The 24,971-nt window shown below is 70.0% G+C and carries 26 protein-coding genes; 19 read left to right on the forward strand and 7 right to left on the reverse strand.

The genetic code is table 11. The annotated features are described in order from the left end of the window. The first annotated feature begins 70 nt into the window (after positions 1-70). Positions 71-1,531 (forward strand): menaquinone biosynthesis decarboxylase, encoded by a 1,461-nt coding sequence (locus GAS53_RS23235; protein WP_151479615.1) that lies wholly within the window; start codon positions 71-73, stop codon positions 1,529-1,531. After that, positions 1,528-2,430 carry a menaquinone biosynthesis prenyltransferase MqnP gene (gene mqnP / locus GAS53_RS23240; protein WP_151479616.1) on the forward strand — a complete coding sequence of 301 codons (903 nt, stop codon included), beginning with the start codon at positions 1,528-1,530 and terminating at the stop codon, positions 2,428-2,430. Before GAS53_RS23235 ends, mqnP begins: the two co-directional genes overlap by 4 nt. Here mqnP and GAS53_RS23245 read toward each other — a convergent pair. Continuing rightward, positions 2,420-3,025, reverse strand: a complete 606-nt coding sequence (locus GAS53_RS23245; protein WP_151479617.1) for a rhomboid family intramembrane serine protease — start codon at positions 3,023-3,025, stop codon at positions 2,420-2,422. The two genes, mqnP and GAS53_RS23245, sit on opposite strands and share 11 nt — an antisense overlap. An 87-nt stretch (positions 3,026-3,112) precedes the next feature. On the opposite strand from GAS53_RS23245, the gene GAS53_RS23250 reads away from it, so the two are divergent. The 7 genes from GAS53_RS23250 (at position 3,113) to GAS53_RS23285 (ending at position 8,279) form a co-directional block, all read left to right on the forward strand. Further along, on the forward strand, positions 3,113-3,796 hold the full coding sequence (locus tag GAS53_RS23250; RefSeq protein WP_151479618.1) for a UbiX family flavin prenyltransferase: 684 nt from the start codon (positions 3,113-3,115) through the stop codon (positions 3,794-3,796). A 92-nt stretch (positions 3,797-3,888) separates the two neighbouring features. Further along, positions 3,889-4,344, forward strand: a complete 456-nt coding sequence (locus tag GAS53_RS23255; protein WP_151479619.1) for an Lrp/AsnC family transcriptional regulator — start codon at positions 3,889-3,891, stop codon at positions 4,342-4,344. Positions 4,345-4,396: 52 nt separating this feature from the next. Then, entirely contained in the window at positions 4,397-5,560 is a 1,164-nt protein-coding gene (mqnE, locus tag GAS53_RS23260; RefSeq protein ID WP_151479620.1) for an aminofutalosine synthase MqnE, read from the forward strand. Between the two features lie 260 nt (positions 5,561-5,820). Beyond that, positions 5,821-6,468: a UdgX family uracil-DNA binding protein gene (locus GAS53_RS23270; protein ID WP_151479622.1), complete on the forward strand. Its 648-nt coding sequence runs from the start codon at positions 5,821-5,823 to the stop codon at positions 6,466-6,468. 132 nt (positions 6,469-6,600) lie between these two features. Then, positions 6,601-7,134 carry a GNAT family N-acetyltransferase gene (locus GAS53_RS23275; protein ID WP_151479623.1) on the forward strand — a complete coding sequence of 178 codons (534 nt, stop codon included), beginning with the start codon at positions 6,601-6,603 and terminating at the stop codon, positions 7,132-7,134. Between the two features lie 124 nt (positions 7,135-7,258). Next, positions 7,259-7,561: a DUF4229 domain-containing protein gene (locus tag GAS53_RS23280; RefSeq protein ID WP_151479624.1), complete on the forward strand. Its 303-nt coding sequence runs from the start codon at positions 7,259-7,261 to the stop codon at positions 7,559-7,561. A 76-nt stretch (positions 7,562-7,637) separates the two neighbouring features. After that, the gene (locus tag GAS53_RS23285) at positions 7,638-8,279 is read left to right on the forward strand and encodes a TetR/AcrR family transcriptional regulator (protein ID WP_151479625.1); all 642 of its coding nucleotides are present in this window, start codon (positions 7,638-7,640) and stop codon (positions 8,277-8,279) included. 70 nt (positions 8,280-8,349) lie between these two features. Here GAS53_RS23285 and GAS53_RS23290 read toward each other — a convergent pair whose 3' ends face one another. Then, a complete protein-coding gene (locus GAS53_RS23290) occupies positions 8,350-9,231 on the reverse strand; it encodes a MaoC family dehydratase (protein WP_225859045.1) in 882 nt (293 codons plus the stop codon). Between the two features lie 105 nt (positions 9,232-9,336). After that, on the reverse strand, positions 9,337-10,650 hold the full coding sequence (locus GAS53_RS23295) for a 3-oxoacyl-ACP reductase (RefSeq protein WP_151479626.1): 1,314 nt from the start codon (positions 10,648-10,650) through the stop codon (positions 9,337-9,339). Between the two features lie 365 nt (positions 10,651-11,015). Between GAS53_RS23295 and GAS53_RS23300 the strand changes: the two genes are divergently transcribed. Both GAS53_RS23300 and GAS53_RS23305 read left to right on the forward strand, forming a co-directional pair. Further along, on the forward strand, positions 11,016-12,899 hold the full coding sequence (locus GAS53_RS23300; RefSeq protein WP_151479719.1) for an AMP-dependent synthetase/ligase: 1,884 nt from the start codon (positions 11,016-11,018) through the stop codon (positions 12,897-12,899). 95 nt (positions 12,900-12,994) lie between these two features. Beyond that, positions 12,995-13,894 carry a class I SAM-dependent methyltransferase gene (locus GAS53_RS23305; protein WP_151479627.1) on the forward strand — a complete coding sequence of 300 codons (900 nt, stop codon included), beginning with the start codon at positions 12,995-12,997 and terminating at the stop codon, positions 13,892-13,894. Here GAS53_RS23305 and GAS53_RS23310 read toward each other — a convergent pair. Further along, positions 13,871-14,185 carry an AzlD domain-containing protein gene (locus GAS53_RS23310; protein ID WP_151479628.1) on the reverse strand — a complete coding sequence of 105 codons (315 nt, stop codon included), beginning with the start codon at positions 14,183-14,185 and terminating at the stop codon, positions 13,871-13,873. The genes GAS53_RS23305 and GAS53_RS23310 overlap by 24 nt on opposite strands. Continuing rightward, on the reverse strand, positions 14,182-14,883 hold the full coding sequence (locus GAS53_RS23315) for an AzlC family ABC transporter permease (protein ID WP_151479629.1): 702 nt from the start codon (positions 14,881-14,883) through the stop codon (positions 14,182-14,184). Before GAS53_RS23315 ends, GAS53_RS23310 begins: the two co-directional genes overlap by 4 nt. 68 nt (positions 14,884-14,951) lie before the next feature. On the opposite strand from GAS53_RS23315, the gene GAS53_RS23320 reads away from it, so the two are divergent. Continuing rightward, complete coding sequence (locus GAS53_RS23320) at positions 14,952-15,521, forward strand: helix-turn-helix domain-containing protein (protein WP_151479630.1); 570 nt, start codon at positions 14,952-14,954, stop codon at positions 15,519-15,521. A 145-nt stretch (positions 15,522-15,666) separates the two neighbouring features. On the opposite strand, the gene GAS53_RS23325 is transcribed toward GAS53_RS23320, so the two are convergent. Then, on the reverse strand, positions 15,667-16,572 hold the full coding sequence (locus tag GAS53_RS23325) for a MurR/RpiR family transcriptional regulator (RefSeq protein WP_151479631.1): 906 nt from the start codon (positions 16,570-16,572) through the stop codon (positions 15,667-15,669). A 121-nt stretch (positions 16,573-16,693) separates the two neighbouring features. Here GAS53_RS23325 and GAS53_RS23330 point away from each other — a divergent pair, with 121 nt between their 5' ends. The 6 genes from GAS53_RS23330 to GAS53_RS23355 are packed head-to-tail and all read left to right on the forward strand — an operon-like array spanning position 16,694 to position 23,306. Then, the gene (locus GAS53_RS23330; protein WP_151479632.1) at positions 16,694-17,851 is read left to right on the forward strand and encodes a C45 family autoproteolytic acyltransferase/hydolase; all 1,158 of its coding nucleotides are present in this window, start codon (positions 16,694-16,696) and stop codon (positions 17,849-17,851) included. Beyond that, on the forward strand, positions 17,848-19,506 hold the full coding sequence (locus GAS53_RS23335; protein ID WP_151479633.1) for an ABC transporter substrate-binding protein: 1,659 nt from the start codon (positions 17,848-17,850) through the stop codon (positions 19,504-19,506). Before GAS53_RS23330 ends, GAS53_RS23335 begins: the two co-directional genes overlap by 4 nt. A gap of 32 nt (positions 19,507-19,538) precedes the next feature. Beyond that, positions 19,539-20,489, forward strand: coding sequence for an ABC transporter permease (locus GAS53_RS23340; RefSeq protein WP_151479634.1), 951 nt, complete (start codon positions 19,539-19,541; stop codon positions 20,487-20,489). Between the two features lie 52 nt (positions 20,490-20,541). Beyond that, positions 20,542-21,393 (forward strand): ABC transporter permease, encoded by an 852-nt coding sequence (locus tag GAS53_RS23345; RefSeq protein WP_151479635.1) that lies wholly within the window; start codon positions 20,542-20,544, stop codon positions 21,391-21,393. A 39-nt stretch (positions 21,394-21,432) separates the two neighbouring features. After that, the gene (locus tag GAS53_RS23350; protein ID WP_151479636.1) at positions 21,433-22,497 is read left to right on the forward strand and encodes an ABC transporter ATP-binding protein; all 1,065 of its coding nucleotides are present in this window, start codon (positions 21,433-21,435) and stop codon (positions 22,495-22,497) included. Then, complete coding sequence (locus GAS53_RS23355) at positions 22,494-23,306, forward strand: ABC transporter ATP-binding protein (RefSeq protein WP_151479637.1); 813 nt, start codon at positions 22,494-22,496, stop codon at positions 23,304-23,306. Before GAS53_RS23350 ends, GAS53_RS23355 begins: the two co-directional genes overlap by 4 nt. A 93-nt stretch (positions 23,307-23,399) precedes the next feature. On the opposite strand, the gene GAS53_RS23360 is transcribed toward GAS53_RS23355, so the two are convergent. After that, positions 23,400-23,603: a cold-shock protein gene (locus GAS53_RS23360; RefSeq protein WP_033319512.1), complete on the reverse strand. Its 204-nt coding sequence runs from the start codon at positions 23,601-23,603 to the stop codon at positions 23,400-23,402. A 389-nt stretch (positions 23,604-23,992) separates the two neighbouring features. Between GAS53_RS23360 and GAS53_RS23365 the strand changes: the two genes are divergently transcribed. After that, positions 23,993-24,865, forward strand: coding sequence for a menaquinone biosynthetic enzyme MqnA/MqnD family protein (locus tag GAS53_RS23365; RefSeq protein WP_151479638.1), 873 nt, complete (start codon positions 23,993-23,995; stop codon positions 24,863-24,865). Positions 24,866-24,971: the final 106 nt, after the last annotated feature.

Consider the following 24,971-nt stretch of genomic DNA (forward strand, 5'->3'; position numbering starts at 1 on the left):
TGGAGATCGGGGCCACGTGAAGCGGCCCCCGTTACAGGTTCAGCGTAGCGAGTAGCCGATACTGGAACGCATGGCTTACGACGATCTTCGCTCCCTGCTCCGTGCGCTGGAGCGCGAGGGCGACCTCAAGCGCATCAAGGCCGAGGTCGACCCGCATCTGGAGGTCGGGGAGATCGTCGACCGCGTACAGAAGACGGGCGGCCCCGCCCTGCTCTTCGAGAACGTACGCGGGTCGGCGATGCCGCTCGCGATGAACGTCTTCGGAACGGACCGGCGCCTGCTCAAGGCGCTCGGCCTGAAGTCGTACGAGGAGATCAGCGAGAAGATCGGCGGACTGCTCAAGCCGGAGCTGCCGCACGGGTTCGTCGGCGTGCGCGAGGCCTTCGGGAAGCTCGGCGCGATGACGCACGTACCGCCGAAGAAGATCAAATCCGACAACGCGCCGGTGCACGAGGTCGTGCTTCACGGTGACGAGGTGGATCTGGACCGGCTGCCCGCCCTCTTCACCTGGCCGCAGGACGGCGGTTCCTTCTTCAACCTGGGGCTCACCCACACCAAGGACCCGGAGAGCGGCATCCGCAATCTCGGGCTCTACCGGCTCCAGCGCCACGACAAGCGCACCATCGGCATGCACTGGCAGATCCACAAGGACAGCCGCAACCACTACCAGGTGGCCGCACGGCGGGGCGAGCGGCTGCCGGTCGCGATCGCCTTCGGGTGCCCGCCCTCGGTGACGTACGCGGCCACGGCCCCGCTGCCCGGCGACATCGACGAGTACCTCTTCGCCGGGTTCGTCCAGGGCAAGCGGATCGAGATGGTGGACTGCAAGACGGTGCCGCTGCAGGTGCCGGCGCAGGCCGAGGTCGTGCTGGAGGGGTGGCTGGAGCCCGGCGAGATGCTCCCCGAAGGCCCCTTCGGCGATCACACCGGCTTCTACACGCCGCAGGAACCCTTCCCGGCGCTGACGATCGACTGCGTGACGATGCGCAGGCGTCCGCTGCTCCAGTCGATCGTGGTCGGCCGCCCGCCGACGGAGGACGGGCCGCTGGGCCGGGCCACCGAGCGCTTCTTCCTGCCGCTCCTGAAGATCATCGTGCCGGACATCGTGGACTACCACCTCCCCGAGGCGGGCGGCTTCCACAACTGCGCGATCGTCGCGATCGACAAGAAGTACCCGAAGCACGCCCAGAAGGTGATGCACGCCGTCTGGGGCGCCCACATGATGTCGCTGACCAAGCTGATCGTGGTCGTCGACTCCGACTGCGACGTCCACGACCTGCACGAGGTCGCGTGGCGCGCGCTGGGCAACACGGACTACTCCCGTGACCTCACCGTCGTCGAGGGCCCGGTCGACCACCTCGACCACGCCTCCTACCAGCAGTTCTGGGGCGGCAAGGCGGGCATCGACGCGACGAAGAAGTGGCCCGAGGAGGGCTACACGCGGGACGGCGGCTGGCCCGACATGGTGCTCTCCGACCCGGAGACCGCGGCGAAGGTCGACCGACGCTGGAAGGAGTACGGACTCTCGTGAGCAGCGCATCAGCGGCGCTTCCGCAGCCCGGGCGCACCAAGGCGTTCCTGCGCCTCGTCATGATCGAACACTCCGTCTTCGCGCTGCCCTTCGCGTACATCGCGGCGCTGTCGGCGATGTACCAGCTGGACGGGAACATCCACTGGGGACGGCTGCTGCTCGTCACCGTCGCGATGGTCGGGCTGCGGACCTTCGCCATGGCCGCGAACCGGATCATCGACCGCGAGATCGACGCCCGTAACCCTCGTACGGCCCACCGCGAGCTGGTCACCGGTGCCATGTCGGTGAAGCACGCCTGGACGGGTGCGCTGGTCGCGCTGGTCTTCTTCCTCGGCGCGGCCGCGCTCCTGAACCCGCTGTGCCTGGCCCTCGCACCCATCGCCGTGATCCCGATGGTCGTCTACCCGTACGGCAAGCGGTTCACGAACTTCCCGCAGGCGATCCTCGGTCTCGCGCAGGCGATGGGGCCGGTCGGCGGCTGGCTGGCGATCACCGGTGAGTGGTCCTGGGACGCGGTGATCCTGGGGCTCGCGGTCGGCATCTGGATCGGCGGCTTCGACCTGATCTACGCCTGCCAGGACGTGAAGACGGACCGCGAGATCGGCGTCATGTCGGTCCCGGCGCGCTTCGGCATCCCGGCCGCGATCTGGGGAGCGAGGGGTTGCCACGCGCTCACCACGGCCCTCTTCGTCTGGTACGCGCTGGCCACCGACGCGGGAGTCTTCTTCTGGTTCGGCCTGCTGATCGTCGCGGCCGCCTTCCTCTACGAGCACTCCATCGTCAAGCCCCACGACCTGACCCGCGTCAACCGCGCCTTCTTCAGCGTCAACGGCTTCATCGGGATCGCCCTGTTCGTGTGTGCGCTGCTGGATCTGCTGGTGCGCGGGCTCACCGTATGAGCTCGGGCGGGGTGGTCGCCCGGCGGCGGAACAGGAACGCCGCCGCCACGCCCGCCACCAGACCGATCAGGTGACCCTGCCAGCTGACGCCGGTCTGTGTGGGCGCGAGGCCCACGAGGATCGAGCTGCCCCATACCGCGCCGACCAGCAGGCCGACGACGACGCCGATCGGCCGGCGCTCGACGAAGCCGCTGACCAGCAGGAAGCCGAAGAGGCCGAAGATCAGGCCGGAGGCACCCGCCGTGTTCGTGCCCGACGGCGCCACGAGCCAGACGCCCAGGCCGTCGGCGACGATGATCAGCGCGCAGACGGCGGCGAAGCGGCGCAGCCCGCCGAGGGCCGCGAGAAAGCCGAAGACCAGCAGGGGCACGGTGTTGGCGGCCACGTGCGCGAAGCCGAAGTGGATGAAGGAGGCGGGCACGACGTCGACCAGCTCGGAGGGCGTGCGCGGCATGATGCCGAGGCCGTCCAGCTCATGGCCGCTGACCACGTCGACCACTTCGAGCAGCCACAGCAGTCCCACCCAGCCCACCATCAGCTTGGCGGCGGTCTTCGCGCGATCTCCGCGCGTCCATTCCAGCCCGGTACGTGACATGGCAACCCCCACTGCTCGTCCACTCCGTGGAACGGCTGCGCCCCCTCGTCCGGTTCCCACCCCACGGCGCCGGATAGGCTCGGTGTCGTGAACCCAGCCAAGCCAGGAGAGACGGCGCGTACGCCTTGGATCGTAGGGGTGTCCGGCGCGTCCGGCACACCGTATGCCGCTGCCGTGCTGCGCGCGCTCCTGCAAGCCGGGGAGAGCGTCGACCTCGTCATCTCCCGTGCCTCACGGCTCACTCTGCTCGACGAGACCGGGATCAGTTTCCGGGACGCGCACTGGCAGGAGGACCTGCGGGGCTGGCTGGCGCGGGGGGCGGACGGGAAACCCGGCACGTTCGAGGTGGACGTCGACGACGTACGTCACTGGAGCGCGGGGGACCTGGCGGCGGGGCCGTCCTCGGGCTCGTACCCCTCGAAGGGCATGCTCATCGTGCCCGCCTCCACCGCCTGCGTCGCCGGAGTCGCGCTCGGCCTCTCGAAGGACCTGTTGCAGCGCGCCGCGAGCGTCACGCTCAAGGAGAGGCGCAAGCTGGTCGTCGCCGTCCGCGAGACCCCGTTGAACGGGCAGACCCTGCGGCATCTGGTGACACTGGACGACGCGGGCGCGACCGTACTGCCGGCCTCCCCGGCGTTCTACGCGGGCGCCACGCACATCCAGGACCTGGTGGACTTCGTCGCCGGGCGGGTGCTGGACGCGGCGGGCGTCGGGCACTCGCTCTACCGCCGCTGGGAGGGCGAACTCGGCGGCGGCTCACGCACGATCTGAGTACAGCGGTAGTCAGTACAGCGGTAATCCGAGCAACGCAGCAGTACCCACTCATCACTTCAGGAACTCTTCAGCGGAAGGCTATCGATCGCATGGACGCGGTGGACAGGCAGCTCATCCAGGCCCTCAGGGAGAACGGCCGGGCCTCATACGCGGAGCTGGGACGCCTCGTCGGACTGTCGGGACCCAGCGTCACCGACCGCATCAACCGCCTGGAGGCCGCCGGCGTCATCACCGGCTACCGCGCGACGGTCGACGCGGCCTCGCTCGGCCTCGGCGTCACCGCCCTCATCGGCATCTCGCTCTCCGACGCGGCCGACCACGAGGACGTGGCGCGCCGGATGAAGGACCTGGGCGAGATCGAGGACTGCTGGTTCATCGCCGGTGACGACTCCTTCATGCTCAAGGTGCGGGCGCCGGACGTGGACGGACTGGAGAAGACGATCCGCCGACTGTCCGGGACGAAGGGCGTCTCCCGTACGCGCACGACGATCGTCCTCTCCACGAAGTGGGAGAACCGGGTGGGTGAGCTGCCCGAAGAGGCGTAGGAACGTAGGCGTACGGTTGACAAGGTTCGTCACGAGGAGAGGTAGAAACAGCATGGATGTCGGGCTCAAGCGCGAGCTGGAGGACAAGGTCCGGGCCGGTGAGCGGCTGACCCGCGAGGACGGCATCGCGCTGTACGAGTCGGACGACCTGGCCTGGCTGGGCGGGCTCGCACACGAGGTGCGCACCCGTAAGAACGGTGACGTCGTCCACTTCAACGTCAACCGTCACCTCAACATGACGAACGTGTGCACCGCGTCATGCGCCTACTGCTCGTTCCAGCGGAAGCCGGGCGAGAAGGACGCGTACACGATGCGCATCGAGGAGGCCGTCCGCCTCGCCAAGGCGATGGAGGGCGAGAACCTCACCGAGCTGCACATCGTGAACGGGCTGCACCCGAACCTGCCGTGGCGGTACTACCCGCGGTCGCTGAGCGAGCTGAAGAAGGCGCTCCCAGACGTGTCGTTGAAGGCCTTCACGGCCACGGAGATCCACCACTTCGAGACGATCTCGGGGTTGTCGGCGTCGGAGATCCTGGACGAGCTGATCGAGGCGGGCCTGGAGTCCCTGACCGGTGGTGGTGCGGAGATCTTCGACTGGGAGGTCCGCCAGCACATCGTCGACCACCGGACGCACTGGGAGGACTGGTCGCGGATTCACCGGCTGGCGCACGAGAAGGGTCTGAAGACCCCGTGCACGATGCTGTACGGGCACATCGAGGAGCCGCGTCACCGGGTGGACCACGTCCTGCGCCTCCGTGAGCTCCAGGACGAGACCGGCGGTTTCCAGGTCTTCATCCCGCTGCGCTACCAGCACGACTTCGTGGACGTGAAGGACGGCAAGGTCCGTAACCGCCTTCAGGCGCGTACGCAGATGGCGACGGGTGCGGAGGCGTTGAAGACCTTCGCGGTGTCGAGGCTGCTGTTCGACAACGTGCCGCACGTCAAGGTCTTCTGGGTGATGCACGGCGTCCAGACCGCGCAGTTGGCGCTCCAGCACGGCGCCGACGACATGGACGGCTCGGTCGTCGAGTACAAGATCACGCATGACGCCGACAACTACGGCACGCCGAACAAGCTGACCCGTGAGGACTTGCTGGACCTGATCCGTGATGCCGGGTTCCGGCCGGTGGAGCGGAACACTCGGTACGAGATCATTCGCGAGTACGAGGGGCCGGACACGGGGCGTCGGGAGTCACCTCAGCCGATGCGGGTCTGAGGCTCGCTTCCCCCACCCACCCGCCCCTCCAACTGGTGAGGGGGCTGCGCCCCTCCCACTCCCGCTCCTCAAGCGCCGGAGAGGCTGAGATACCCAGCCCGTCCGGCGTTTGAGGACGAGGCCGTTCAGGCCGATGGCGGGGGTCTGGGGGCGGAGCCCCCAGGGATGGGACGGGTAGGGGCGGCGGGGGCGAGGGAAGCGGGTGCTGCGCCGCGCGCGGTCGTGGGTGACACACCGCCTCGGGCGGGTACCCGGCCGGCATGGCTACCACGGCGCCCGAGGACGAGTACACCGCTGAACCGTTCCTCCCCTCGCACGGCGGACTGACCGCGCTACGGAAGGCCGCTGCCGAATGCCGGGGATGCCCGTTGCACCGGGAGGCGACCCAGACCGTGTTCGGCAAGGGGGACACGGACGCGCGAGTCATGCTCGTCGGGGAGCAGCCCGGCGACCAGGAGGACCGGCAGGGTGAACCCTTCGTCGGCCCCGCGGGACGCCTGCTCGACCGTGCCCTGGCGGAGGCGGGCATCGACCCGTCCCAGGCGTACGTGACGAACGCCGTCAAGCACTTCAAGTTCACTCGCTCCGGACCAGGCAAGCGTCGCATCCACAAGGCGCCCAGCCTGCGCGAGATGACGGCCTGCGGCCCATGGCTCGCCGCCGAGCTGAACCTCGTCGAACCCGAGCTGATCGTGGTGCTCGGAGCGACCGCGGGCAAGGCGCTGCTCGGCTCGTCGTTCCGGGTCACCCAGCAGCGCGGGGCCCTGCTGGAGGCGGAGATCCACGGGCACAAGGAGCGAGTCGTCGCGACCATCCACCCGTCCGCCGTGCTGCGCGCGGACGACCGGGACGCGGTCTACCGCGGGTTCGTCTCCGACCTGAAGGTGGCGGCACGGGCGTTGGACTGAGCGGTTGGCCTGAGGGGTTGGCCTGAGGGGGGTGCACTTAAAGGGGGTGAGGGGGCATGCCCCACGCCCGGCGAGTGTCCGTTCTTCGGAATGGCCTTGAGCCACGCTCGAAGTAATGGATAACCTCCCCGTATGTCCCTTACCTTCGAGCTCGACCCCTCCGTCGATCACGCCCTGCGTGACGGTGTCGTCGACCTGTGGGTCGACGTGTCCAACGCGGGCGGCGCCGTCGGCTTCGTACCGCCCGTCTCGCGCGAGACGATACGTCCGGAACTCGTGAAGCACTTCGTCGCGATGGCCGAGGGGCGTGCCCGGCTGCTGATCGGCCGGGACGACGACGGGGACGTCGCCGCGACCGCCTTCTTCACCTTCAACACGCACCGGCTGATGACGCACTGGGTGTGGCTCTACACGGTGATGGTGCACCCGAAGCACCATGGCAAGGGCTACGGGCGGGACCTGCTCGCGGCCGCCGCGGAGGCCGCCCGCGGGTTCGAGGGGATCGAGGCGATACGTCTCACCTGCCGGGGCGGGGAGGGGCTCGAGCGGTTCTACGGCTCGTGCGGTTACAAGGAGGTCGGCCGCGTACCGGACGCGATCCGGGTGGCGCCGGGCGAGGACCGGGACGACATAATGATGCTGCTGTCACTGGGCCGCGTCGACTGACGGGAGCCGGGGGAGGCGCAAGAAGACCCGAGGCACCGAGCACCCCCCTACAAGATCACCGCCCGCCCGTGCTTCACTGGACGGTGCCCTTTGGGAACGTACGGAACGGGAAGAGTGGATTGAGATGCTCCGCTACACACTGATGCGCCTGGGGATCTTCGTGGGCTGCCTCGTGGTCGTCTGGGGCCTCGTCTACTCCGGCATCGCCCCGCGCGGCCTCGGCGACTCCAACGGCATGTGGATCGTGCTGCTCGCCCTGCTGCTCTCGGCCCCCATCAGCTTCGTCGTCCTCCGCAAGGAGCGCGACCGTGCCTCGATCCAAATCGTCCAGAAGGTGGACCGCGTGAAGTCCAACCTGGAGGCCAACCGCAGCCAGGAGGACGATGCGGTGGACGAGGTGACGAGGGCCCGGGGCCAGACTTCGTAACGCGAGTCGCAGGACAACAAGAGGAAGCCGCACCTCAACCCTGGTGGAGCCGTCGGCAGACCATACTCTTGCCCGTATGGGTGGAGTGAAGAGCAAGCGGATGCCGCGGGCCGTGCGGGAACAGCAGATGCTGGACGCCGCCGTGCGGACCTTCGGGCAGCGTGGGTACCGGGCCGCTTCGATGGACGAGATCGCCGATCTGGCGGGCGTGTCCAAGCCGTTGGTCTACCTGTACCTGAACTCCAAGGAAGACCTCTTCACCGCCTGCATCCGGCGTGAGGCGGCCGCCCTGACCGCGGCCGTACGTGCGGGAGTCCGGCCCGACCTGCCCGCCGACCGCCAACTCTGGGAAGGGCTGCGGGCGTTCTTCACGCACACCGCGCAGAACCCGGACGGCTGGGCGGTCCTGCACCTCCAGGCGCGTACGCACGGGGAGCCGTTCGCCGCCGAGGTCAGTGCGATGCGCGAGGAGATCGTCGCGTTCGTCACGCAGTTGATCGTGGTCGCGGCACGCGAGGCGCACCGGGACCCGTCGCTGCCCGAGCGCGAGGTGGCCGGCCTGGCAGAAGCCCTCGTCGGTGCCGCCGAGTCCCTCGCCGCCTGGGCCAACGCCACCCCCGGCGTCTCCGCCAGACAGGCCGCCGCGACCCTGATGAACTTCGCCTGGGCGGGGCTGGGCGACCTGATGGAGGGCCGGCCCTGGTCGGAGCAGCGGTAGGAGTTCTGTCCCGGTGAGAGCGATGGCAGCAGCTCGGCACTGGTGAGCAGCAGCAACAGCTCCGCCTTGGTCAGAGCACCGGGAGTACTTCGCCGGCCAGGTGCAGCCGGCCACCGGCCCCGCGCAACTCGAAGTCGGCACCCTCCGCCCCGTACGACACCGCCCCCGGCAGCAGCACCGGTGCCCTGAACTCCGCCCGGACCAGGGCCGCGTGAGGCACTCCGTGCTGGGCGAGGCAACGCGCCACGGTCCACATGCCGTGCGCGATGGCCCGCGGAAACCCGAACAGCCGCGCGGCGAGGGGGTGGAGATGAATCGGATTGCGATCACCGGACGCGGCCCCGTACCGCCGCCCGACATCCCCGGCGAACCGCCACTCCGCGACAACGGGCAACGGCTTGCGCTCCTCCGGCGCGGCGGCCTGCCCAGTCTGCCCACCGCCGCTCCCCGCCGCGGTGCGGTGCCTCGCCAGATACGTACTCCGCGACTCCCACACGAGCTCGCCCCCCGCCCGAACCTCGGTCACGACGACGGCCTCGGTCCCCCGTCGATGGGGCACCAACTCCTCCACGTACACAGTGAGTTCGTACTCCCCGGTCGCCGTCATCGCCTTCCGCCGAGTAATTCCGATGGACGTATGCACCAGCCCGAGCAACGGCAAGGGAAAAGCACGTTCACTCATCAGCCGCATGGCCAAAGGAAATCCGAGAACGTGCGGATAGGTCATGGGCAGCTCATCGGCCCCCACCCCGAATCCACAGACCCGCTCGTACGCGGCAAGCTTGCCCAGATCGATACGGACGCCGGGGAGTACCAGCCGGACACGGGGCGCCGAGACTCCGTCCCGGGCCCGCTTGAAGGGGGAGAGGAACGCACCCCGGGCAAGAAGCGGCCAAAGGGATGGCGAATCGGCGAGAACGTGGGTGCGCATCGAATCCTTTACGTCATCCATCGCTGACCTCTCTCCTCAGTCGAGCAGGAACGGGCCCGTGTTTTTAGGGGCGCGGGGAACTGCGCGACCAGCCACAACGCACCCGCAGCATCTGAACGAGCCCTCTCACACCCCCAAGAGGCTCTGCCCGCAAACCCGAACAACCTGCCCATTGACAGCCCCAGACCCCGAACTCGCCAACCACGCAGTCGTCTCAGCCACATCAACCGGCAACCCACCCTGACCCAGCGAGTTCATCCGCCGCCCAGCCTCACGAATGAACAACGGCACCGCAGCCGTCATCTTCGTCTCGATGAACCCGGGCGCAACGGCATTCACCGTCACCCCGTATTCCGGGAGCGCCCGCGGCGCAAGGGACCGTACGAGCCCCACGATCCCCGCCTTGGACGCGGCGTAATTCGTCTGCCCGGCGTTCCCCGCGATCCCGGCGATGGACGCGGTGGCGACAATGCGCCCACCCGCCCGCAGCAACCCGTCCGACAGCAATGCGTCCGTCGTGCGGAGCACACTCGCAAGGTTGACCTCGATCACCGAACTCCACCGCTCCGCAGGCATGTTGGCCAGCCGCCGGTCCCGGGTGATCCCCGCGTTGTGGACGAGGACGTCGAGGCCGTCGGGCAGTGCGGCGGCCATCCGCGCGCCCGCGTCCTCCGCGGTGATGTCGAGGGGCAGCGCCTCGCCCTTCAGTCGCCCGGCGACCTGCGAGAGGTCGCCCCCGGCAGCGGGCACATCGAGGCACACCACCCGCGCCCCGTCCCGCGCCAGCGTCTCGGCAACGGCCTCCCCGATCCCGCGCGCGGCCCCCGTGACCAGGGCAGTACGCCCGGCAAGGGGCCGCTCCCAGTCCTCGGGCACCGAGGCACGGTCGGTGTCACCCACCTCGATCACCTGCCCGCTGACGTACGCGGACTTGGGCGACAGCAGAAAACGCAGCGTCGACTCGGCGGCCCCCGCGTCCACGACCCGTACGAGGTTCACGGTCCGCCCGCGCCCGATCTCCTTGCCCAGGGAGCGCGTGAAGCCTTCCAACGCCTGCTGGACCGATGCCTGTTGGTGATCGGCCGGATCGAGCGGCGCGCCGAGCACGACCACCCGCCCGCTCGCGGCGACCGACCGTACGGCGGGATGAAGCGCCGCGTGCACCTCGGCCAGGTCGTCGATGTCTCGGACACTGGTGGCGTCGAGGACGACGGCGGCCGGTCTGTCGCCACTGTCGCCACCGGAGCTCAGTCCCGTACGGGCCAGGACGGGTGCGAGGTCCAGGTCGGACTTACCCGCGGTGAGGTGGAGCAACTCACCCGTGAACGACTGCTGTTCGGCGCTCCACCGCCGCAGCGGGACCGGCTGCGGCAGCCCGAGCCGACGGGTCAGGAACCGGCCGGGCGCGGTGCCGGTGAAGCTCAGGTAGCGGTCGGCCATCGTCCAACTCCCAGCGCGGTCGTATTTCTTACCCCGGTTCCAGTTCTTACTCTGGAGTAAGGTTACCCGAGGTAAGCCTACGTCACGGGTGGGAGGAGGTCGAGATGAGACCCTTGAACCCGGCGGGCGCCGCAGTCCGCGCCGCAGTCCGCATCGCGCTCCTCGAGCGTCCCTGACCCGAACGCCCTTGATGCGCCTGTATGTTGGGCAAAAGATGAACAGTCGTCCGAACATGCACGAACCTCTCACTCTTCCGCACACAAGCACCTCACTTTCCCAAGTGAACCCACCACTTCACGGGTCCGTAATGGGGGAAGCGCAAGAGTAAGGAGCCGCCCGTGTCCCGCGATCCCTCTTCCCACTCCATGCCCGTCATACCGGAACCCGAGGTGAGGCGGCTGGACGGGGTTGTACGAGAGGTCTCGGTGCCTCCGATGGTGCGCCCCGTGACGCACGGCTCGCTCGCGGACATCCCCTTCGACAACGCGGAGCAGGCTCCGGACGCCCCGGTGCTCAGCCGGAAGGGACCGGACGGCCGCTGGACGGACGTCACGGCGGGCGAGTTCGCGGACGAGGTACTGGCGGTCGCCAAGGGGCTGATCGCGGAGGGCCTGGTGCCGGGCGACCGGCTCGCGATCATGGCGCGTACGACGTACGAGTGGACGCTGCTGGACTTCGCGGCCTGGGCCGCGGGACTGATCACCGTCCCCGTCTACCCCACCTCGTCCGTCTTCCAGACGCGCTGGATCCTCCAGGACTCCGGCGCGGTCGCGATCGCCGTCGAGCACGTGTCGCAGGCCGCCGCGCTGGGCCCGGAGCGCGACCGGCTCCCCGACGTCCAGCACATGTGGGTCTTCGAGAAGGGACACACAGAGCGTCTGGCCGAGCTGGGCCGGGACGTGCCGGACCAGGAGGTGGAGGTACGCCGGGGCGTTCTCGGCCCCGACTCGCTTGCGACGATCATGTACACCTCCGGCACCACGGGCCGCCCCAAGGGCTGCGCCCTGACCCACGGCAACTTCTTCGCCGAGGTCGACAACGCCGTCGAGCTGCTCCACCCGGTCTTCAAGTCCACCTTCAAGGACCCGGCGTCCACGCTCCTCTACCTCCCCCTCTCGCACGTCTTCGGCCGGATGGTGTCCGTCGCCTGCATGCGCGCCCGCGTACGTCTGGGCCACGCGCCGAGCATCCGTACGGAGGACCTGCTGGCCGACCTCGCGGGCTTCAGCCCGACCTTCCTCCTCGCCATCCCGTACGTGCTGGAGAAGGTCTACAACACCGGCCGCGCGACCGCCGAGAAGATGGGCCGCGCCGCCTCCTTCGACCGGGCGGCCCGCGTGGCCCGCGGCTACGGCGAGGCACTGGAGGCCCAGCAGCACGGCACGGGCCCCGGCCCGGGTACGAAACTCAAGGCCGCCCGCACCCTCTACGACCCCCTCGTCTACCGCCGCATCCGCGCCGCGCTCGGCGGCAAGGTCCGCCAGGTGGTCTGCGGCGGTTCCCCGCTCGGCCGCCGCCTGGCCTCCTTCTACGCCGGCGCGGGCATCCAGGTCTTCGAGGGCTACGGCCTGACCGAGTCGACCGCCGCAGCGACCCTCACCTACCCGCACCGGCCCCGCCTCGGCACGGTCGGCTGGCCGCTGCCCGGCACCCGTGTCCGCATCGCCCAGGACGGCGAGATCCTGCTGAGCGGCGACCAGGTGTTCCGCGGCTACTGGGATCCGCGGGCGGGCGGGGTGGTCCCGGCCGACCAGGAGGGCTGGTTCGCCACGGGCGACCTCGGCGAGCTGGACGACGACGGCTACCTCACGATCACCGGCCGCAAGAAGGACATCCTCATCACCACCAGCGGCAAGAACGTCGCCCCCGCACCCCTGGAGGACTGGCTCCGCGCCCACCCCCTCATCAACCAGTGCGTCGTGGTCGGCGACAACCGCCCCTACGTCACCGCCCTCCTCACCCTCGACGCCGAGGGCATGGACCACTGGTGCCGTATGACGGGCAAGGCCCACGTCCCGATCGCCACCCTCGTCACGGACACCGACCTCCTCGCCGTCCTCCAACGGGCCGTCGACGACGCCAACCGCCTCGTCTCCCGCGCCGAATCCATCCGCCGCTTCACGGTCCTGCCCCTCAACTTCACGGAGACGGCCGGCCATCTGACTCCCACGATGAAGCTCCGCAGGGCGGTGGTGACGCGGGAGTTCGCGCGGGAGATCGAGGAGTTGTACGGGGAGAAGGAGGAGTAGGAGTAGGAGAGGGGGTAGGGCGGGAAGGGCGGGAACACGGTGGGGAGTAGGACGGGAAGTACGGCGGGGCCTTGGTGGTCAGTACCCTGACCCGCATGCCGCACGACCCCTCGGTGGCGGGCTTCTACGATCGGCTCGCCCCGGACTACCACCTGATCTTCCCGGATTGGGACGCCTCCATGGCCCGTCAGGGCCAAGCCCTGGACGGGCTCATCCGCGAGCACCGGGCCGAGAGTCACTCTGCCGGCACCCACGCCGCCGGCACCCACTCCTCCGACGCACTCGATGCACTCGACGTCCTCGACTGCTCCTGCGGAATCGGCACGCAGGCCATCCCCCTCGCCCGCCGCGGCCATCGCGTGACCGCCACCGACATCAGCGCCTCGGCGGTCGCCCGCGCGGCGGGGGAGGCGTCCGCGAGGCAGGCCCGGCTGTCCACGGCGGTCGCGGACATGAGGAGCCTCCCTTTCGCGGACGCCTGTTTCGACGTCGTCGTGTGCGCCGACAACTCCCTGCCCCACCTGCTCACTCCGGAGGACGTCGGCACGGCCCTCACGGAGATGCGCCGCGTCCTTCGCCCCAACGGCCTGCTGATCGTCAGCACCCGCCCGTACGACGAGATCCGGCGCGACCGCCCCACCTCGACGCCACCCCAACTCGGCCCGCCCGGGCCCCGGGCCCGAACCGTCACCTTCCAGCTCTGGCACTGGCACGACGACGGCGAGCGCTACGACTTGGAGCACTTCCAGCTCGTACCGAAGCTCGTACCAAAGCTCGTACCGAAGGGAGACGAGGGAGAGGGGGCGGCGGAGGGCGAGGACTGGGACGTACGAGTGCGGCGTACCACCTACTGGGCTCTCACCCGGCGGCAGTTGGCCGAGCTGGCGACCGCCGCCGGTTTCGCCGAACCCACCTGGCGCACCCCCGAAGACACCGGCTTCTTCCAGCCCGTCCTCACCGCCGTCGCCGGTTCAGGCCACCCCGACCGCCCGTAGCCCCGCCGTGGTCGCCGCCGCCCCGAGTACGACGACGAGGAACGGGGCGCGCCGCCAGGCGAGTACGCCACCCACCAGCACACCCACGGGCCGGGCCCACCCCGCGAACGCGCCGCCCTCGGTCAGCGCGCCCGTGGCGAGCAGGGCGACGAGGAGCACCACGGCTCCCGCGGCCAGCAACTCCTGGAGGCGGGCGGGCAGTTCGACCCGTCCGTGCAGCACGGGCCCCACCAGCCGGAAGGCGTACGTGCCCACGGCGAGCACCAGGATCGCGGCGACCGTCGCGCTCACACCGGCCTCCTGGAGAGGGCGAGGGCGAACAGTCCGGTGAGCGCCAGGAGCACCGGCACCCCCGCCGGGACGGACGGCGTCACCGCGAGCGCCACCACGGCTCCGAGCACCGCGGCCCGCCGTACGCCCGCGTCGTCGCGCAGCGCGGGCAGCACCAGCGCGGCCAGGACGGCCGGGAAGGCGGCGTCAAGCCCGTACGTACCGGTGTCGCCCAGCGCGCTGCCGGCGAGGGCGCCGCCCAGCACGCACACGTTCCAGACGGCGAACAGGCCGAGCCCGGAGACCCAGAAGGCGGCCCGCCGCCGCGCCGGATCCGGCTGGGCGAGCGCGAAGGCGACCGTCTCGTCGGTGACGAGGTGCGCGCCCACGAACCGGGAGACCCGGCCCCGTCCCAGTACATCGGCGACGGCGAGACTGAAGGCCGCCGTCCGCGTGTTGAGCAGCAGTCCCGTCGCCGCCGCGGCGAACGGGCCGCCCCCGGCAAGCAGCACCCCCACCGTGCTGAACTGCGCCGAGCCCGCGTACACCACGAGCGACATCACCACCGGCACCCAGACCGGCAGCCCGCCGGCGACGGCGATCGCACCGAAGGACACGCCGACGACACCGCTGGCGAGACAGACGAGGGAGACGTCGCGGAGGAGGGCTGTATCCAGCACTCCGGCGGACGTCCTGGATGTTCGGAGTAGCGAACGCATGTTTTCTACAATGAACAGAGACCCGTCCGTTCGTCAAGGCGAACGATCGTACCTCTGGAGCGAACGCCATGGCCGATGCCCGACCCCCGTCCAGCCTCCCCCTCGACTGGATCGCCGCCTCCCTGCGCCGCGAACGCACCCGCGCCGGCCTCTCCCTCTCCGAGCTGGCCAAGCGCGCGGGCATCGCGAAATCCACGCTCTCCCAACTGGAGGCGGCGAGCGGCAACCCGAGCGTGGAGACGCTGTGGGCACTGGGCGTCGCGCTCGGCGTACCGTTCAGCGCACTCGTGGAACCGCCTGCCCCCGCGGTCCAGGTGATCCGCGCGGGCGAGGGCCCGACGGTCCACTCCGAGCAGGCCAGTTATGCGGCGACACTGCTGTCCGCCAGTCCGCCGGGCGCGCGGCGGGACATCTACCACTTGCGGGTGGAGCCGGGTGCCGCGCGCGAGTCGGACCCGCACATTCCGGGCACGGTCGAGCACCTCGTCGTCGCCACGGGCCGCCTGCTCGCAGGGCCACGCGGGGAGGCCGTGGAACTGGGCCCAGGCGACTACATGGCATACCGGGGCGACGTACCGCACGCATACGAGGCGTTGGTGCCGACAACGACGTTCGTACTGGTCATGCAGCACACCTGAGGTCATGCGGAATGCCCAGGCAGAGGCGGCCCCATAGGGGCGCGGGGCTGTGTCAATATGCGGCTCCGCCGCGTGGGCGCGACCAGCCCCCACACACCCGCAGCCGAACTCGAACCCGAACCGTAACCCCCTCAAGCCAGCGCAGCTACCTCCGCTTCGGTTTCAGCAACTGCTCCCGCAACGCCGTAAGTTGATGAGACGTCTCAACGGCCCGCGCCTCATCAAGAGCCGTCAAGGCAAGAAGAAGCGCATCCGCAACCACAAGCGCGGTGAGCGCCTCCGTCGTGATGCCCGTAGGCGTGTGCGGCGCCGTGAGAACGGCGTCCACGCGAGGCCCGTACACCTCGGCGAGCTCGTCCGTGACGAGAATGACCCGCGCACCAACGGCCCGCGCCCGCTCCGTGAGAACGGTCAACTCGGCCAGGGCGCGCCCCGGTTGGAAGATGACCACCGCATCGCCCCGGCGCAGCCGGAGCAGCGGATCGGCGAGCGCGAACCCCGTCTCACCGAGATACCGGGCCCGGCACCCGATGCGCCCGAGAGCCAACGTCAGGTGCCGCGCGGCGAGTTCGGAGGCCGCGACGCCGTAACAGTGGATCTCGCCGGACTCGGCCGCCTCGGCGAGGATGCCGACGGCGTCCCGCAGCGCCTCGCCCGGGGTGAGCCGGCGGGCGTGCTCGATGCGTTCCTGGGCCTCGTCGAAGACCTCGCCCCAGATGTCGTCGAGGTCCCGGCCGACATGGGCGATGCGCTGCTGGAGGCGGACCTCGGGCGCCACCGCCGCGGTGAAGTCGGAGGCCAGCTCCCGCTTGAGCGCGGGCAGGCCCGCGTAGTCGAGGCGCTGGAGAGTGCGTACGACGCTGGCGTTGCTGGTGCCGCTCGCGCTGCCCAGCTCCTGGGCGGACGCGAACAGCAGGGACTCGACGGGCGCGCTGACCAGGTACTGCGCGACGGCCCGCTCCGACGCGGACAGCGACTCCCACTTCTCGCGCACGGTCGCGCGCAGCCGGGCGAGACCCGCGCCGCCGCCCGGCTCCTCTGAAATCTTCATTACAGGTATTGACTCCCGTGTGATTGTCGTTACTCTCCTGGGCAACGCATCCCAAAAGGAGAGCATCTCGTAACTGACGTTACAGGACGGTTGCGGAAAGCTCTCCACCGCGAGGAGAAGAATGACCCTCCCCCTCATCGAGATCTCCGGCACCCCCCTGGACCGCGGCCGACAGTACGGCGAAGCCGTCCGCCCCCGGCTGCATGCCGCGCTCGCCTACTACGAGGAGGCGTTCGGGCACTCGGCCGGCCTCACCTGGCAGCAGGTGACGGCACGCGCCGCCCGCTGGCTCGACCCCGTACGCGACTACGCCCCCGACCTCGTCGAGGAGATGCGGGGCATCGCCGACGGCGCGGGCGTGGACCTGCTCGACGTACTCGCCCTCAACGCCCGGGGCGAGGTCATCTACGACCGGTCCTTCGCCAAGATGGCGGAGACGAGGGCGGGGGAGGCGGCGACGGAGGAGCGCGCCGACGGCTGCACCTCCTTCGCCGCCTACGGAGACGCCAGCGGCGACGGCCGGGTATGGGCCGGACAGAACTGGGACTGGCGGGCCGGAGTCGCCGACACGGTCGTCATGCTCCGGATCGTCCAGCCGCCGAAGCCCACCCTGATCATGCAGGTCGAGGCGGGCCAGATCGGCCGCCAGGGCGCCAACTCGGCGGGGATCGCGTTCAACGCGAACGGTCTGGGCGGGCGGTTCACCGACGCGGTGGGGCTGCCGCAGACCGTCGTACGACGCCGGGTCCTGGACCAGCACGCGATCACGGACGCCCTCGACGTGCTGTGCCGCACTCGCGCGCACATCGCCAGCAACGCCCTGCTGACCTGCCGCGAGGGGTTCGCCGTCGACCTGGAGACCACCCCGGCCGGGCACGGCTGGATGCATCCGACCGACGGACTCCTCGTGCACGGCAACCACTACCAGGCGGGCGTCCCCGCCGCCCTCGCCGCCGACTACCGGCCCCTGTCGCCGGACTCCCTGGTCCGTGTGCCGCGGGCCGAACAGGGCCTGCGCGCCCTGCGCGGCTCCACCGGACCCGACGAGAGCCGCAAGCTGATCAAGCAGGCCATGTCGGACCACCTCGGTCATCCCGAGTCGCTGTGCACCCACCCCGATCCGCGCACGCCCGCGGTCGAGCACTGGACCACGCTCGTCTCCTCCTGCGTCGACCTGACCGGCGGCGACTACCACGTGACCGCGGGCACGCCCTGCGACCGCGACTACCAGCACCTGCCCTGGAACCTGTACGACGGCCCTTACGGAGATGCCGGATGACGACCCACAGCCACGGGAAGCGGGGCGCCGTCGCGGGCCTCGCCATAGCGACCCTTCTCACCACGGCCGCCTGCAGCGGCGCCGAGACCACGAGCGGCACCGGCGGCGAGTCCGCCGACGCCGCCAAGCTGGAACTCAGCCCCACCACCCCGGCCGCCAAGGGCACGCTGGCCAAGGCGGACTGGCTGCTCGAGGACGAGCCCGACTCGCTCGACCTCGACACCCAGGGCACCAGCGCGGGCCGCGTCGTCCTCACCAACGTCTGCGAACGGCTCTACCAGCTCCAGCCCGACATGACGACGAAGCCGTTCCTCGCCTCGAACGCGAAGACCTCCGCCGACGGCAGGACCCTCACCCTCACCGTCCGCTCCGGCGTCACCTTCCACGACGGCTCGAAGCTCACCGCAGACGACGTCCTGTGGTCCCTCAAGCGGCACGCCGACCCGGACATGGAGCAGTCCGACGAGTTCGGGAACGTCACCTCGATGAGGAAGACGGGCGCCGACGAGATCACGATCGGCTTCAAGGCCCCCGACGCCCTCTTCACCAAGGCCCTGGCAGGCGACGCCGGAATCGTCTGGAACAAGGAACAGGTCGAGCAGGCCGGCCAGGACTTCGGCACCCCCGGCCAGGCGGACGCCTGCTCCGGACCGTACGAGCTGAAGAGCTGGAGGTCCGGCGACTCGATCAGCATCTCCGCGTACGACGGCTACTGGGGCAAGCGGCCGCTGACCCGCGAAGTCGTCTTCCGCTGGGCCGCCGACAGCGCGCTCGTGAACGCGCTGAAGACCGGTGCGGCGGACGGCGCGTACGCCGAGTCGCCCAACACGGCCGCCGCCCTCCTCAAGGACAAGGGCATAGCCCAGCACTACGGCCCCTCCACCGCCTCCCTCGTCCTCATCCCGACCGCCCGCGGCGGCCTGGGGGACGAGCGGATCCGCCGCGCGCTCTCCCTCGCCCTCGACCGCAAGGGCATCGCCGACTCCGGGTACGGCGGCCTCGTCGAACCCTGGGCCACGCCCGTCGGCTCCGGCGCCTGGGGTTACGAGAAGACCGAATTCCAGTCCGCGCAGAAGAAGTTGGCGGCGCTGGCCCCCGCGTCACCCACCGCTGACGACCTCGCCGAGGCCAAGAAGCTGGTGAAGGAGGCGGGCGTGCCCGGCGAGCCCGTCGTGATCGGCACCGACGCCAGCCAGGGTCGGACCGTCACCGCCAACGCCGTGCGCGCCGCGCTCCAGCGCATCGGACTCAAGGCACAGATCAAGACCGTACCGACGTCCCAGTTCGAGGAGTTCTACAGCGACCCGCAGGCCCGCGAGGACATCGACCTGCTGGTGGGCGACTGGTACATCTCCAAGGCCGACCCCATGGGCTTCTACGACAACGGCCTGTCCGACTCCTCCAACAACTGGGTCGGCTTCAAGGACGCCACCTACGACCAGAAGGTCAAGCAGGCGCTCGGCACCCTCGACGACGCCGAACGCGCCTCGCTCGCCATCGACGTACAGCGGCGCTTCGCGGACGCGGCGGTCTGGATCCCGATCGCCCAGGTGCCGACCATCCTGCTGCTCGACGCGAAGCTGACAGGCCCGACCGCCTCACAGGCCTACCTCTACTACCCCTGGGCAGCCGAACTCGGAGCCAGGCAAGGCTAGTTCGCCAAGCAAGGCTGGTTGGAGACACCTTCATGCTCGCTCGCATCTCCCGGCGGCTGGCCGGCCTGCTGGCCACGCTGTTCGCCGCGTCCTTCGTCATCTTCGCCGCCGTGTACGCGGCACCCGGCGACCCGGCCGTGTTCCTCGCGGGCGGCCGCGACAAGCTCACCCCCGAACGGCTCGCCTCGGTCCGCGCCCAGTACCACCTCGACGAACCGCTCGTCGTCCAGTACGGGCGCTGGCTGTGGGACTCCGTCCACCTCGACCTCGGCCGCTCCTTCCAATACAGCGACCAGGTCGGCGACCTGATCGCCGCGCGCCTGCCCACCACCCTGGAACTCGTCGCGTACGCCACCGTGCTCTTCGTCGTCCTCGGCGTCGGCGCCGGCATCCTGGCCGCCGTGCGCCGCTCGACCTGGGTGGACTCGGCGGTGGTCGGCGGTACGACACTGGCCGCGTCCGTGCCGTCCTTCGTCGCCGCGATCGCGCTCGTCTCGCTCTTCGGGGTGCAACTGGGCTGGTTCCCGGTGACGGGCAGCGGTACGGGTCTGACGGGCACCCTGCACCATCTGACGCTGCCCGCCCTGTCGTTGGCGCTCGGCGCGCTCGCGATCATCAGCCGGGTCACCCGCCAGGCCATGGCGGACGCCGCCGCCTCCGACCACGTGGAAGCGGCCCGCGCCTCCGGCGTCCCGGAGCGCGACATCATCCGTCGGCACGTCCTGCGCAACGCGCTCGGCCCCATCGTCACCATGTGCGGCCTGGTCATGGCGGGCATGCTCGCCGGCACGGTCGTCGTCGAGACCGCCTTCGGCCTCAGCGGCATCGGCTCGCTCCTCGTCGGCGCGATCAACGCACACGACTTCCCGGTGGCGCAGGCGGTCCTGCTGCTGATGGTCACCGGCTATGTCGTGGTGACGACGCTGGTCGACCTCGTCCATCCGCTGCTGGACCCGCGCGTCAAGGAGGTGCGCACGGTATGACGGCCCTTGCCCGCGTGACGACCCCTGCCCGCGTGAAGGAGGTGCGCACCGCATGACCACGCTCGCCCTCCGGCCCGTGGCGACCGGCCGTCGCACGCGCCGCCGCCCCGTCGGCGTCCTGCTCGCCACCGCCGCCCTCGTCCTGGTCGTCCTCGCGGCGGCCCTCGCCCCACTGCTCGCGCCCTACGCCCCCGACGCCATCGACCTCTCCGCGTCCCTCGCGGGCACCAGCGGGGACCACCTCCTCGGCACCGACTCCTCCGGCCAGGACCTGCTCTCCCGGGTGCTCTTCGGAGCCCGTACGAGCCTGATCGCACCGCTTCTTCTCCTCACGGTCGCCGCCCTGCTCGGGGTGACACTCGGCGTGCTCTCGGCATGGCGCGGCGGCTGGGTCGACACCCTCGTCTCCCGGCTCACCGACGTGATGTACGCCTTCCCCGGCCTGCTCTTCACCGTCCTGATCATCGCCGTCTTCGGCACCGGAACCACCACCTCCGTACTGGCCCTCGGCCTCGCCTTCACCCCGACCGTCGCCCGGTACACCCGCTCGCTCGCCCTCTCCGAGGTCCGCAAGCCGTACGTCGACGCCTACCGCGTCCAGGGCATGGGCGGCACCCGCATCTGCGCCCTGCACCTGGTGCCGAACCTGGGCCGCGCGGTCCTCGGCTATCTCGTCGTCCTCTTCGGCGAGGCCCTGATGTCCCTGGCCACCCTCTCCTACCTGGGCTTCGGCGCCCAACCACCCTCCTCCGACTGGGGGCTGATGGTGCAGGAGGGCCAGTCCGCCGTCGTCCAGGGCGCCCTGCTCCCCGCCCTCGTCCCCGGCACGGCCATCGCCCTGGTCGTCGTGTCCGTCAACGTGGCCGGCGTCTGGGCCGCCGACCGCCTCGGAAGTCAGGACTGAGATGACTGAGACGACTGAGATGCCTGAGACGAGGCTGAAATGACTGAAGCGACTGAGACGACAGAATCGACTGAGACGACTGAATCGACCGAGAGGGCTGAAGCGACGCCCACCCTGCTCTCCCTGGAGGACCTCACCGTCCGGGTCCCCGGCACCGCCCGCCCGCTCCTCGACTCCGTCACCCTGACCGTCGCCGAGGGCGAAGTGGTCGGCCTGGTCGGCGAGTCGGGCTCCGGCAAGTCGACCACCGCGAAGGCGGCGCTGGGCCTGCTGCCCACGGGCGCCTCCTGCGAAGGCTCGGTCCGCGTCGACGGCACGGACGTGCTCCGACTGCGCGGCGAAGCCCTGCGCACCCACCGCGCCGACACCGTCGCGATGATCCACCAGGACCCGCGAGCCACCCTCAACCCGGTCCGCCGCATCGGTGACTTCCTCGTCGAGCGCGGCGCCACCAGGGAACGGGCCGTCGAACTCCTCGCCGCCGTCGGCCTGTCCGACCCCGAACACCGGGCCCGCCAGCGCCCGCACGAACTCTCCGGCGGCATGCTCCAGCGCGTCGTCATCGCCGGCGCCCTGGCCGCCCGCCCCCGACTCCTGCTCGCCGACGAGGCCACCAGCGCGCTCGACGTCACGACCCAGGCGGAGATCCTCACCCAACTCCGCACCGCCCGCGAGGAACAGGGCGCGGGCCTCCTGTTCATCACGCACGACCTCCACCTGGCGGCGGCGTACTGCGACCGCGTGTACGTCATGTACGCCGGCCGCGTCGTCGAAGAGCGCACGGCCCGGGCCCTGTTCACGGCCCCCGCCCACCCCTACACCCGGGGTCTGCTGTCCTGCTCCCCGACCCTCGGCGAGTCCCGCGCACTGGTGCCGATCCAGGGCCGCCCCCCGTCCCTCTCGGACACCTTCCCCGGCTGCCCGTTCGCACCGAGATGCGGGGAGGCGGAGGAGGAGTGCGAGACGTGGCTCCCGGAGCGGGTTCCTCTGGAAGAGGGAGCCTCTGTGGCCTGCCGGGTTGTGGGCAGGCGTTCCGCAGGGCGGAACGGATGGGCACAACCCACGACGGCGGGTCAGACGAAGAACAAGGTGAGCCACGGATGACAAGCACGCTGCTGCAGGTAGAGAGCCTGGCCAAGACCTACCCCCTCCCAGGCGGAGGCCGCCACACCGCCGCGGAGGACATCAACTTCACACTCCAACCCGGCGGAGCCCTCGGCATAGTCGGCGAATCCGGCTCAGGCAAAACCACAGTGGCCCGCATGCTGGTGGGCCTGACCACCCCGGACACCGGGTTGATCACAGTCGACGGCCGCGCCCGCGAACCCCGCACACCCCGCCGCCGACCCGCACGGCTCACCCGAGCCCGCGAGATCCAGATGGTCTTCCAGGACCCGTACGTCTCCCTGGACCCCAGGCTCACCGCGGACCAGTGCCTGCGCTCAGCCCTGCGCCTGCACGGCCGCGCCGAGTCCCTCGCGGCGACGCTCCTGGACCAAGTAGGCCTGGGGGAGCGGGAGGCGGGGGCACGCCCGCGCCATCTCTCCGGCGGTCAGCGCCAACGGCTCGCGATCGCCCGCGCCCTGGCCGTGGACCCACGGATCCTCGTCCTGGACGAGGCGGTCGCCGCGCTCGACGTGTCGATCCAGGCCCAGATCCTCCGGCTCCTCGACGACATCCGCCGGGACACCGGGGTCGCCCTGGTCTTCGTCAGCCACGATCTGGCCGTCGTCCAGCACGTCACCGACGAGGTCCTGGTGATGCGCCGCGGCCGGACCGTGGAACAGGGGCCCACCCGCCGCGTCCTGACCGAGCCGTCCGACCCGTACACCCGTCTGCTGCTCGCCTCCGTACCGGGCGAGGGCTGGGACCCGGCGGACGCGGTCGCGGCGCGGGCCGCTCTCAGCGTCTGAAAGGCAGGAGCCCCAACACCTGACGGTGTCGGGGCTCCTTGGGTGGTGCTCTCAGTTCCGGATCAGAGCAATCTGCTCATGAACGCCGAAGGCTCAGACAGGGGTGACGTTCTCCGCCTGCGGGCCCTTCGGACCCTGGGTCACGTCGAAGGTAACCGCCTGGTTCTCTTCGAGAGAGCGGAAGCCGCTCGCGTTGATGGCGGAGTAGTGGACGAAGACGTCCGGGCCGCCGCCTTCCTGGGCGATGAAACCAAAGCCCTTTTCGGCGTTGAACCACTTCACGGTTCCGGTAGCCATAAGCCCTCCTTGGGCCCAAAGGGTTGCCCTGCTCCAGAACCTGCAAGGTGTAAACAAAAGCTTGTAAACAACTGCATTCGTCTGAAAACGACGAGAGCCCGCGGTCACATGCTCCGCAGGCTCTGTACTGCAAGGGAAACCAAACTGCAACTTGCGGATGAGCCTACCCACGAGGGCAGCCGAAAGCAACAGAGGGCAAGATCACGTCACCCGGAAGTTTGGCAAGGTCGCCAGATGGGTTGACGTAGCGGTATCACTTGGCGTCACAGGGGTTGACACAAGAGGTCGAGGTGCTTTCAGAAACCTCTCCGGACCCTGAAGCCTGCACCGTACCTCATGGGCGTGGGGCTGGTCGGCCTGATCCGCCGGGCAGGCGCTAGCCTCGCGATGTGGACAATTCTCCCGAGGGGCGTCCCGACGCCCGCCGCTCCCGGCCGCGCGTCGGGCACATCCAGTTCCTGAACTGCCTGCCCCTGTACTGGGGGCTGGCGAGAACGGGCACGCTCCTCGACTTCGAGCTCACCAAGGACACCCCGGAGAAGCTCAGCGAGCAGCTGGTGCGGGGCGATCTCGACATCGGTCCCATCACGCTCGTCGAGTTCCTCCGGCACGCCGACGAACTGGTCGCCTTCCCCGACATCGCGGTCGGCTGCGACGGCCCGGTGATGTCCTGCGTACTCGTCTCGCAGGTCCCGCTGGAGGACCTGGACGGCGCCAGGGTCGCGCTGGGCTCGACCTCGCGCACGTCCGTACGCCTCGCGCAGCTCCTCCTGTCGGAGCGGTACGGCGTCGAGCCGTCCTATTACACCTGCCCGCCCGACCTCAGCCTGATGATGCAGGAGGCCGACGCGGCGGTGCTGATCGGCGACGCCGCCCTGCGCGCCAACCTGCTCGACGGCCCGCGCTACGGCCTCGCCGTGCACGACCTGGGCACCCTGTGGAAGGAGTGGACGGGCCTGCCGTTCGTCTTCGCGGTCTGGGCGGCCCGCCGCGACTACCTGGAACGCGAGCCGCTCGTCACGCGCAAGGTCCACGAGGCCTTCCTCTCCTCCCGGGACCTGTCCCTGGAGGAGGTCGGCAAGGTCGCCGAACAGGCGGCCCGCTGGGAGGCATTCGACGAGAGCGTCCTGGAGCGCTACTTCACGACGCTCGACTTCCGCTTCGGTGGGCCGCAACTGGAGGCGGTCACGGAGTTCGCGCGAAGGGTGGGGCCGACGACGGGCTTCGCGGCGGATGTGAAGGTGGATCTGCTGGAGCCGTAAGGGAGGGAAGGGAGGAAGGGAAGAGAAGAGGGAGGGAAGAGAGGGAGGGAAGGGGGAGGACGACGGGCTAAAGGGAACGTACGGGGAATTCCGCGTAACGAATTCC

Origin of the sequence: Streptomyces albicerus (assembly GCF_008905045.1) — a bacterium.
GTDB lineage: Bacteria > Actinomycetota > Actinomycetes > Streptomycetales > Streptomycetaceae > Streptomyces > Streptomyces albicerus.

Excerpts from the sequence above, each read along its gene's own strand:
- GAS53_RS23235 (WP_151479615.1), top strand. The coding sequence starts at position 71 with ATGGCTTACGACGATCTTCGCTCCCTGCTCCGTGCGCTGGAGCGCGAG.
- GAS53_RS23245 (WP_151479617.1), bottom strand. The coding sequence starts at position 3,025 with ATGTCACGTACCGGGCTGGAATGGACGCGCGGAGATCGCGCGAAGACC.
- GAS53_RS23255 (WP_151479619.1), top strand. The coding sequence starts at position 3,889 with ATGGACGCGGTGGACAGGCAGCTCATCCAGGCCCTCAGGGAGAACGGC.
- mqnE (WP_151479620.1), top strand. The coding sequence starts at position 4,397 with ATGGATGTCGGGCTCAAGCGCGAGCTGGAGGACAAGGTCCGGGCCGGT.
- GAS53_RS23270 (WP_151479622.1), top strand. The coding sequence starts at position 5,821 with ATGGCTACCACGGCGCCCGAGGACGAGTACACCGCTGAACCGTTCCTC.
- GAS53_RS23275 (WP_151479623.1), top strand. The coding sequence starts at position 6,601 with ATGTCCCTTACCTTCGAGCTCGACCCCTCCGTCGATCACGCCCTGCGT.
- GAS53_RS23280 (WP_151479624.1), top strand. The coding sequence starts at position 7,259 with ATGCTCCGCTACACACTGATGCGCCTGGGGATCTTCGTGGGCTGCCTC.
- GAS53_RS23285 (WP_151479625.1), top strand. The coding sequence starts at position 7,638 with ATGGGTGGAGTGAAGAGCAAGCGGATGCCGCGGGCCGTGCGGGAACAG.
- GAS53_RS23290 (WP_225859045.1), bottom strand. The coding sequence starts at position 9,231 with ATGGATGACGTAAAGGATTCGATGCGCACCCACGTTCTCGCCGATTCG.
- GAS53_RS23295 (WP_151479626.1), bottom strand. The coding sequence starts at position 10,650 with ATGGCCGACCGCTACCTGAGCTTCACCGGCACCGCGCCCGGCCGGTTC.
- GAS53_RS23300 (WP_151479719.1), top strand. The coding sequence starts at position 11,016 with ATGCCCGTCATACCGGAACCCGAGGTGAGGCGGCTGGACGGGGTTGTA.
- GAS53_RS23305 (WP_151479627.1), top strand. The coding sequence starts at position 12,995 with ATGCCGCACGACCCCTCGGTGGCGGGCTTCTACGATCGGCTCGCCCCG.
- GAS53_RS23315 (WP_151479629.1), bottom strand. The coding sequence starts at position 14,883 with ATGCGTTCGCTACTCCGAACATCCAGGACGTCCGCCGGAGTGCTGGAT.
- GAS53_RS23320 (WP_151479630.1), top strand. The coding sequence starts at position 14,952 with ATGGCCGATGCCCGACCCCCGTCCAGCCTCCCCCTCGACTGGATCGCC.
- GAS53_RS23325 (WP_151479631.1), bottom strand. The coding sequence starts at position 16,572 with ATGAAGATTTCAGAGGAGCCGGGCGGCGGCGCGGGTCTCGCCCGGCTG.
- GAS53_RS23330 (WP_151479632.1), top strand. The coding sequence starts at position 16,694 with ATGACCCTCCCCCTCATCGAGATCTCCGGCACCCCCCTGGACCGCGGC.
- GAS53_RS23335 (WP_151479633.1), top strand. The coding sequence starts at position 17,848 with ATGACGACCCACAGCCACGGGAAGCGGGGCGCCGTCGCGGGCCTCGCC.
- GAS53_RS23340 (WP_151479634.1), top strand. The coding sequence starts at position 19,539 with ATGCTCGCTCGCATCTCCCGGCGGCTGGCCGGCCTGCTGGCCACGCTG.
- GAS53_RS23345 (WP_151479635.1), top strand. The coding sequence starts at position 20,542 with ATGACCACGCTCGCCCTCCGGCCCGTGGCGACCGGCCGTCGCACGCGC.
- GAS53_RS23350 (WP_151479636.1), top strand. The coding sequence starts at position 21,433 with ATGACTGAAGCGACTGAGACGACAGAATCGACTGAGACGACTGAATCG.
- GAS53_RS23355 (WP_151479637.1), top strand. The coding sequence starts at position 22,494 with ATGACAAGCACGCTGCTGCAGGTAGAGAGCCTGGCCAAGACCTACCCC.
- GAS53_RS23360 (WP_033319512.1), bottom strand. The coding sequence starts at position 23,603 with ATGGCTACCGGAACCGTGAAGTGGTTCAACGCCGAAAAGGGCTTTGGT.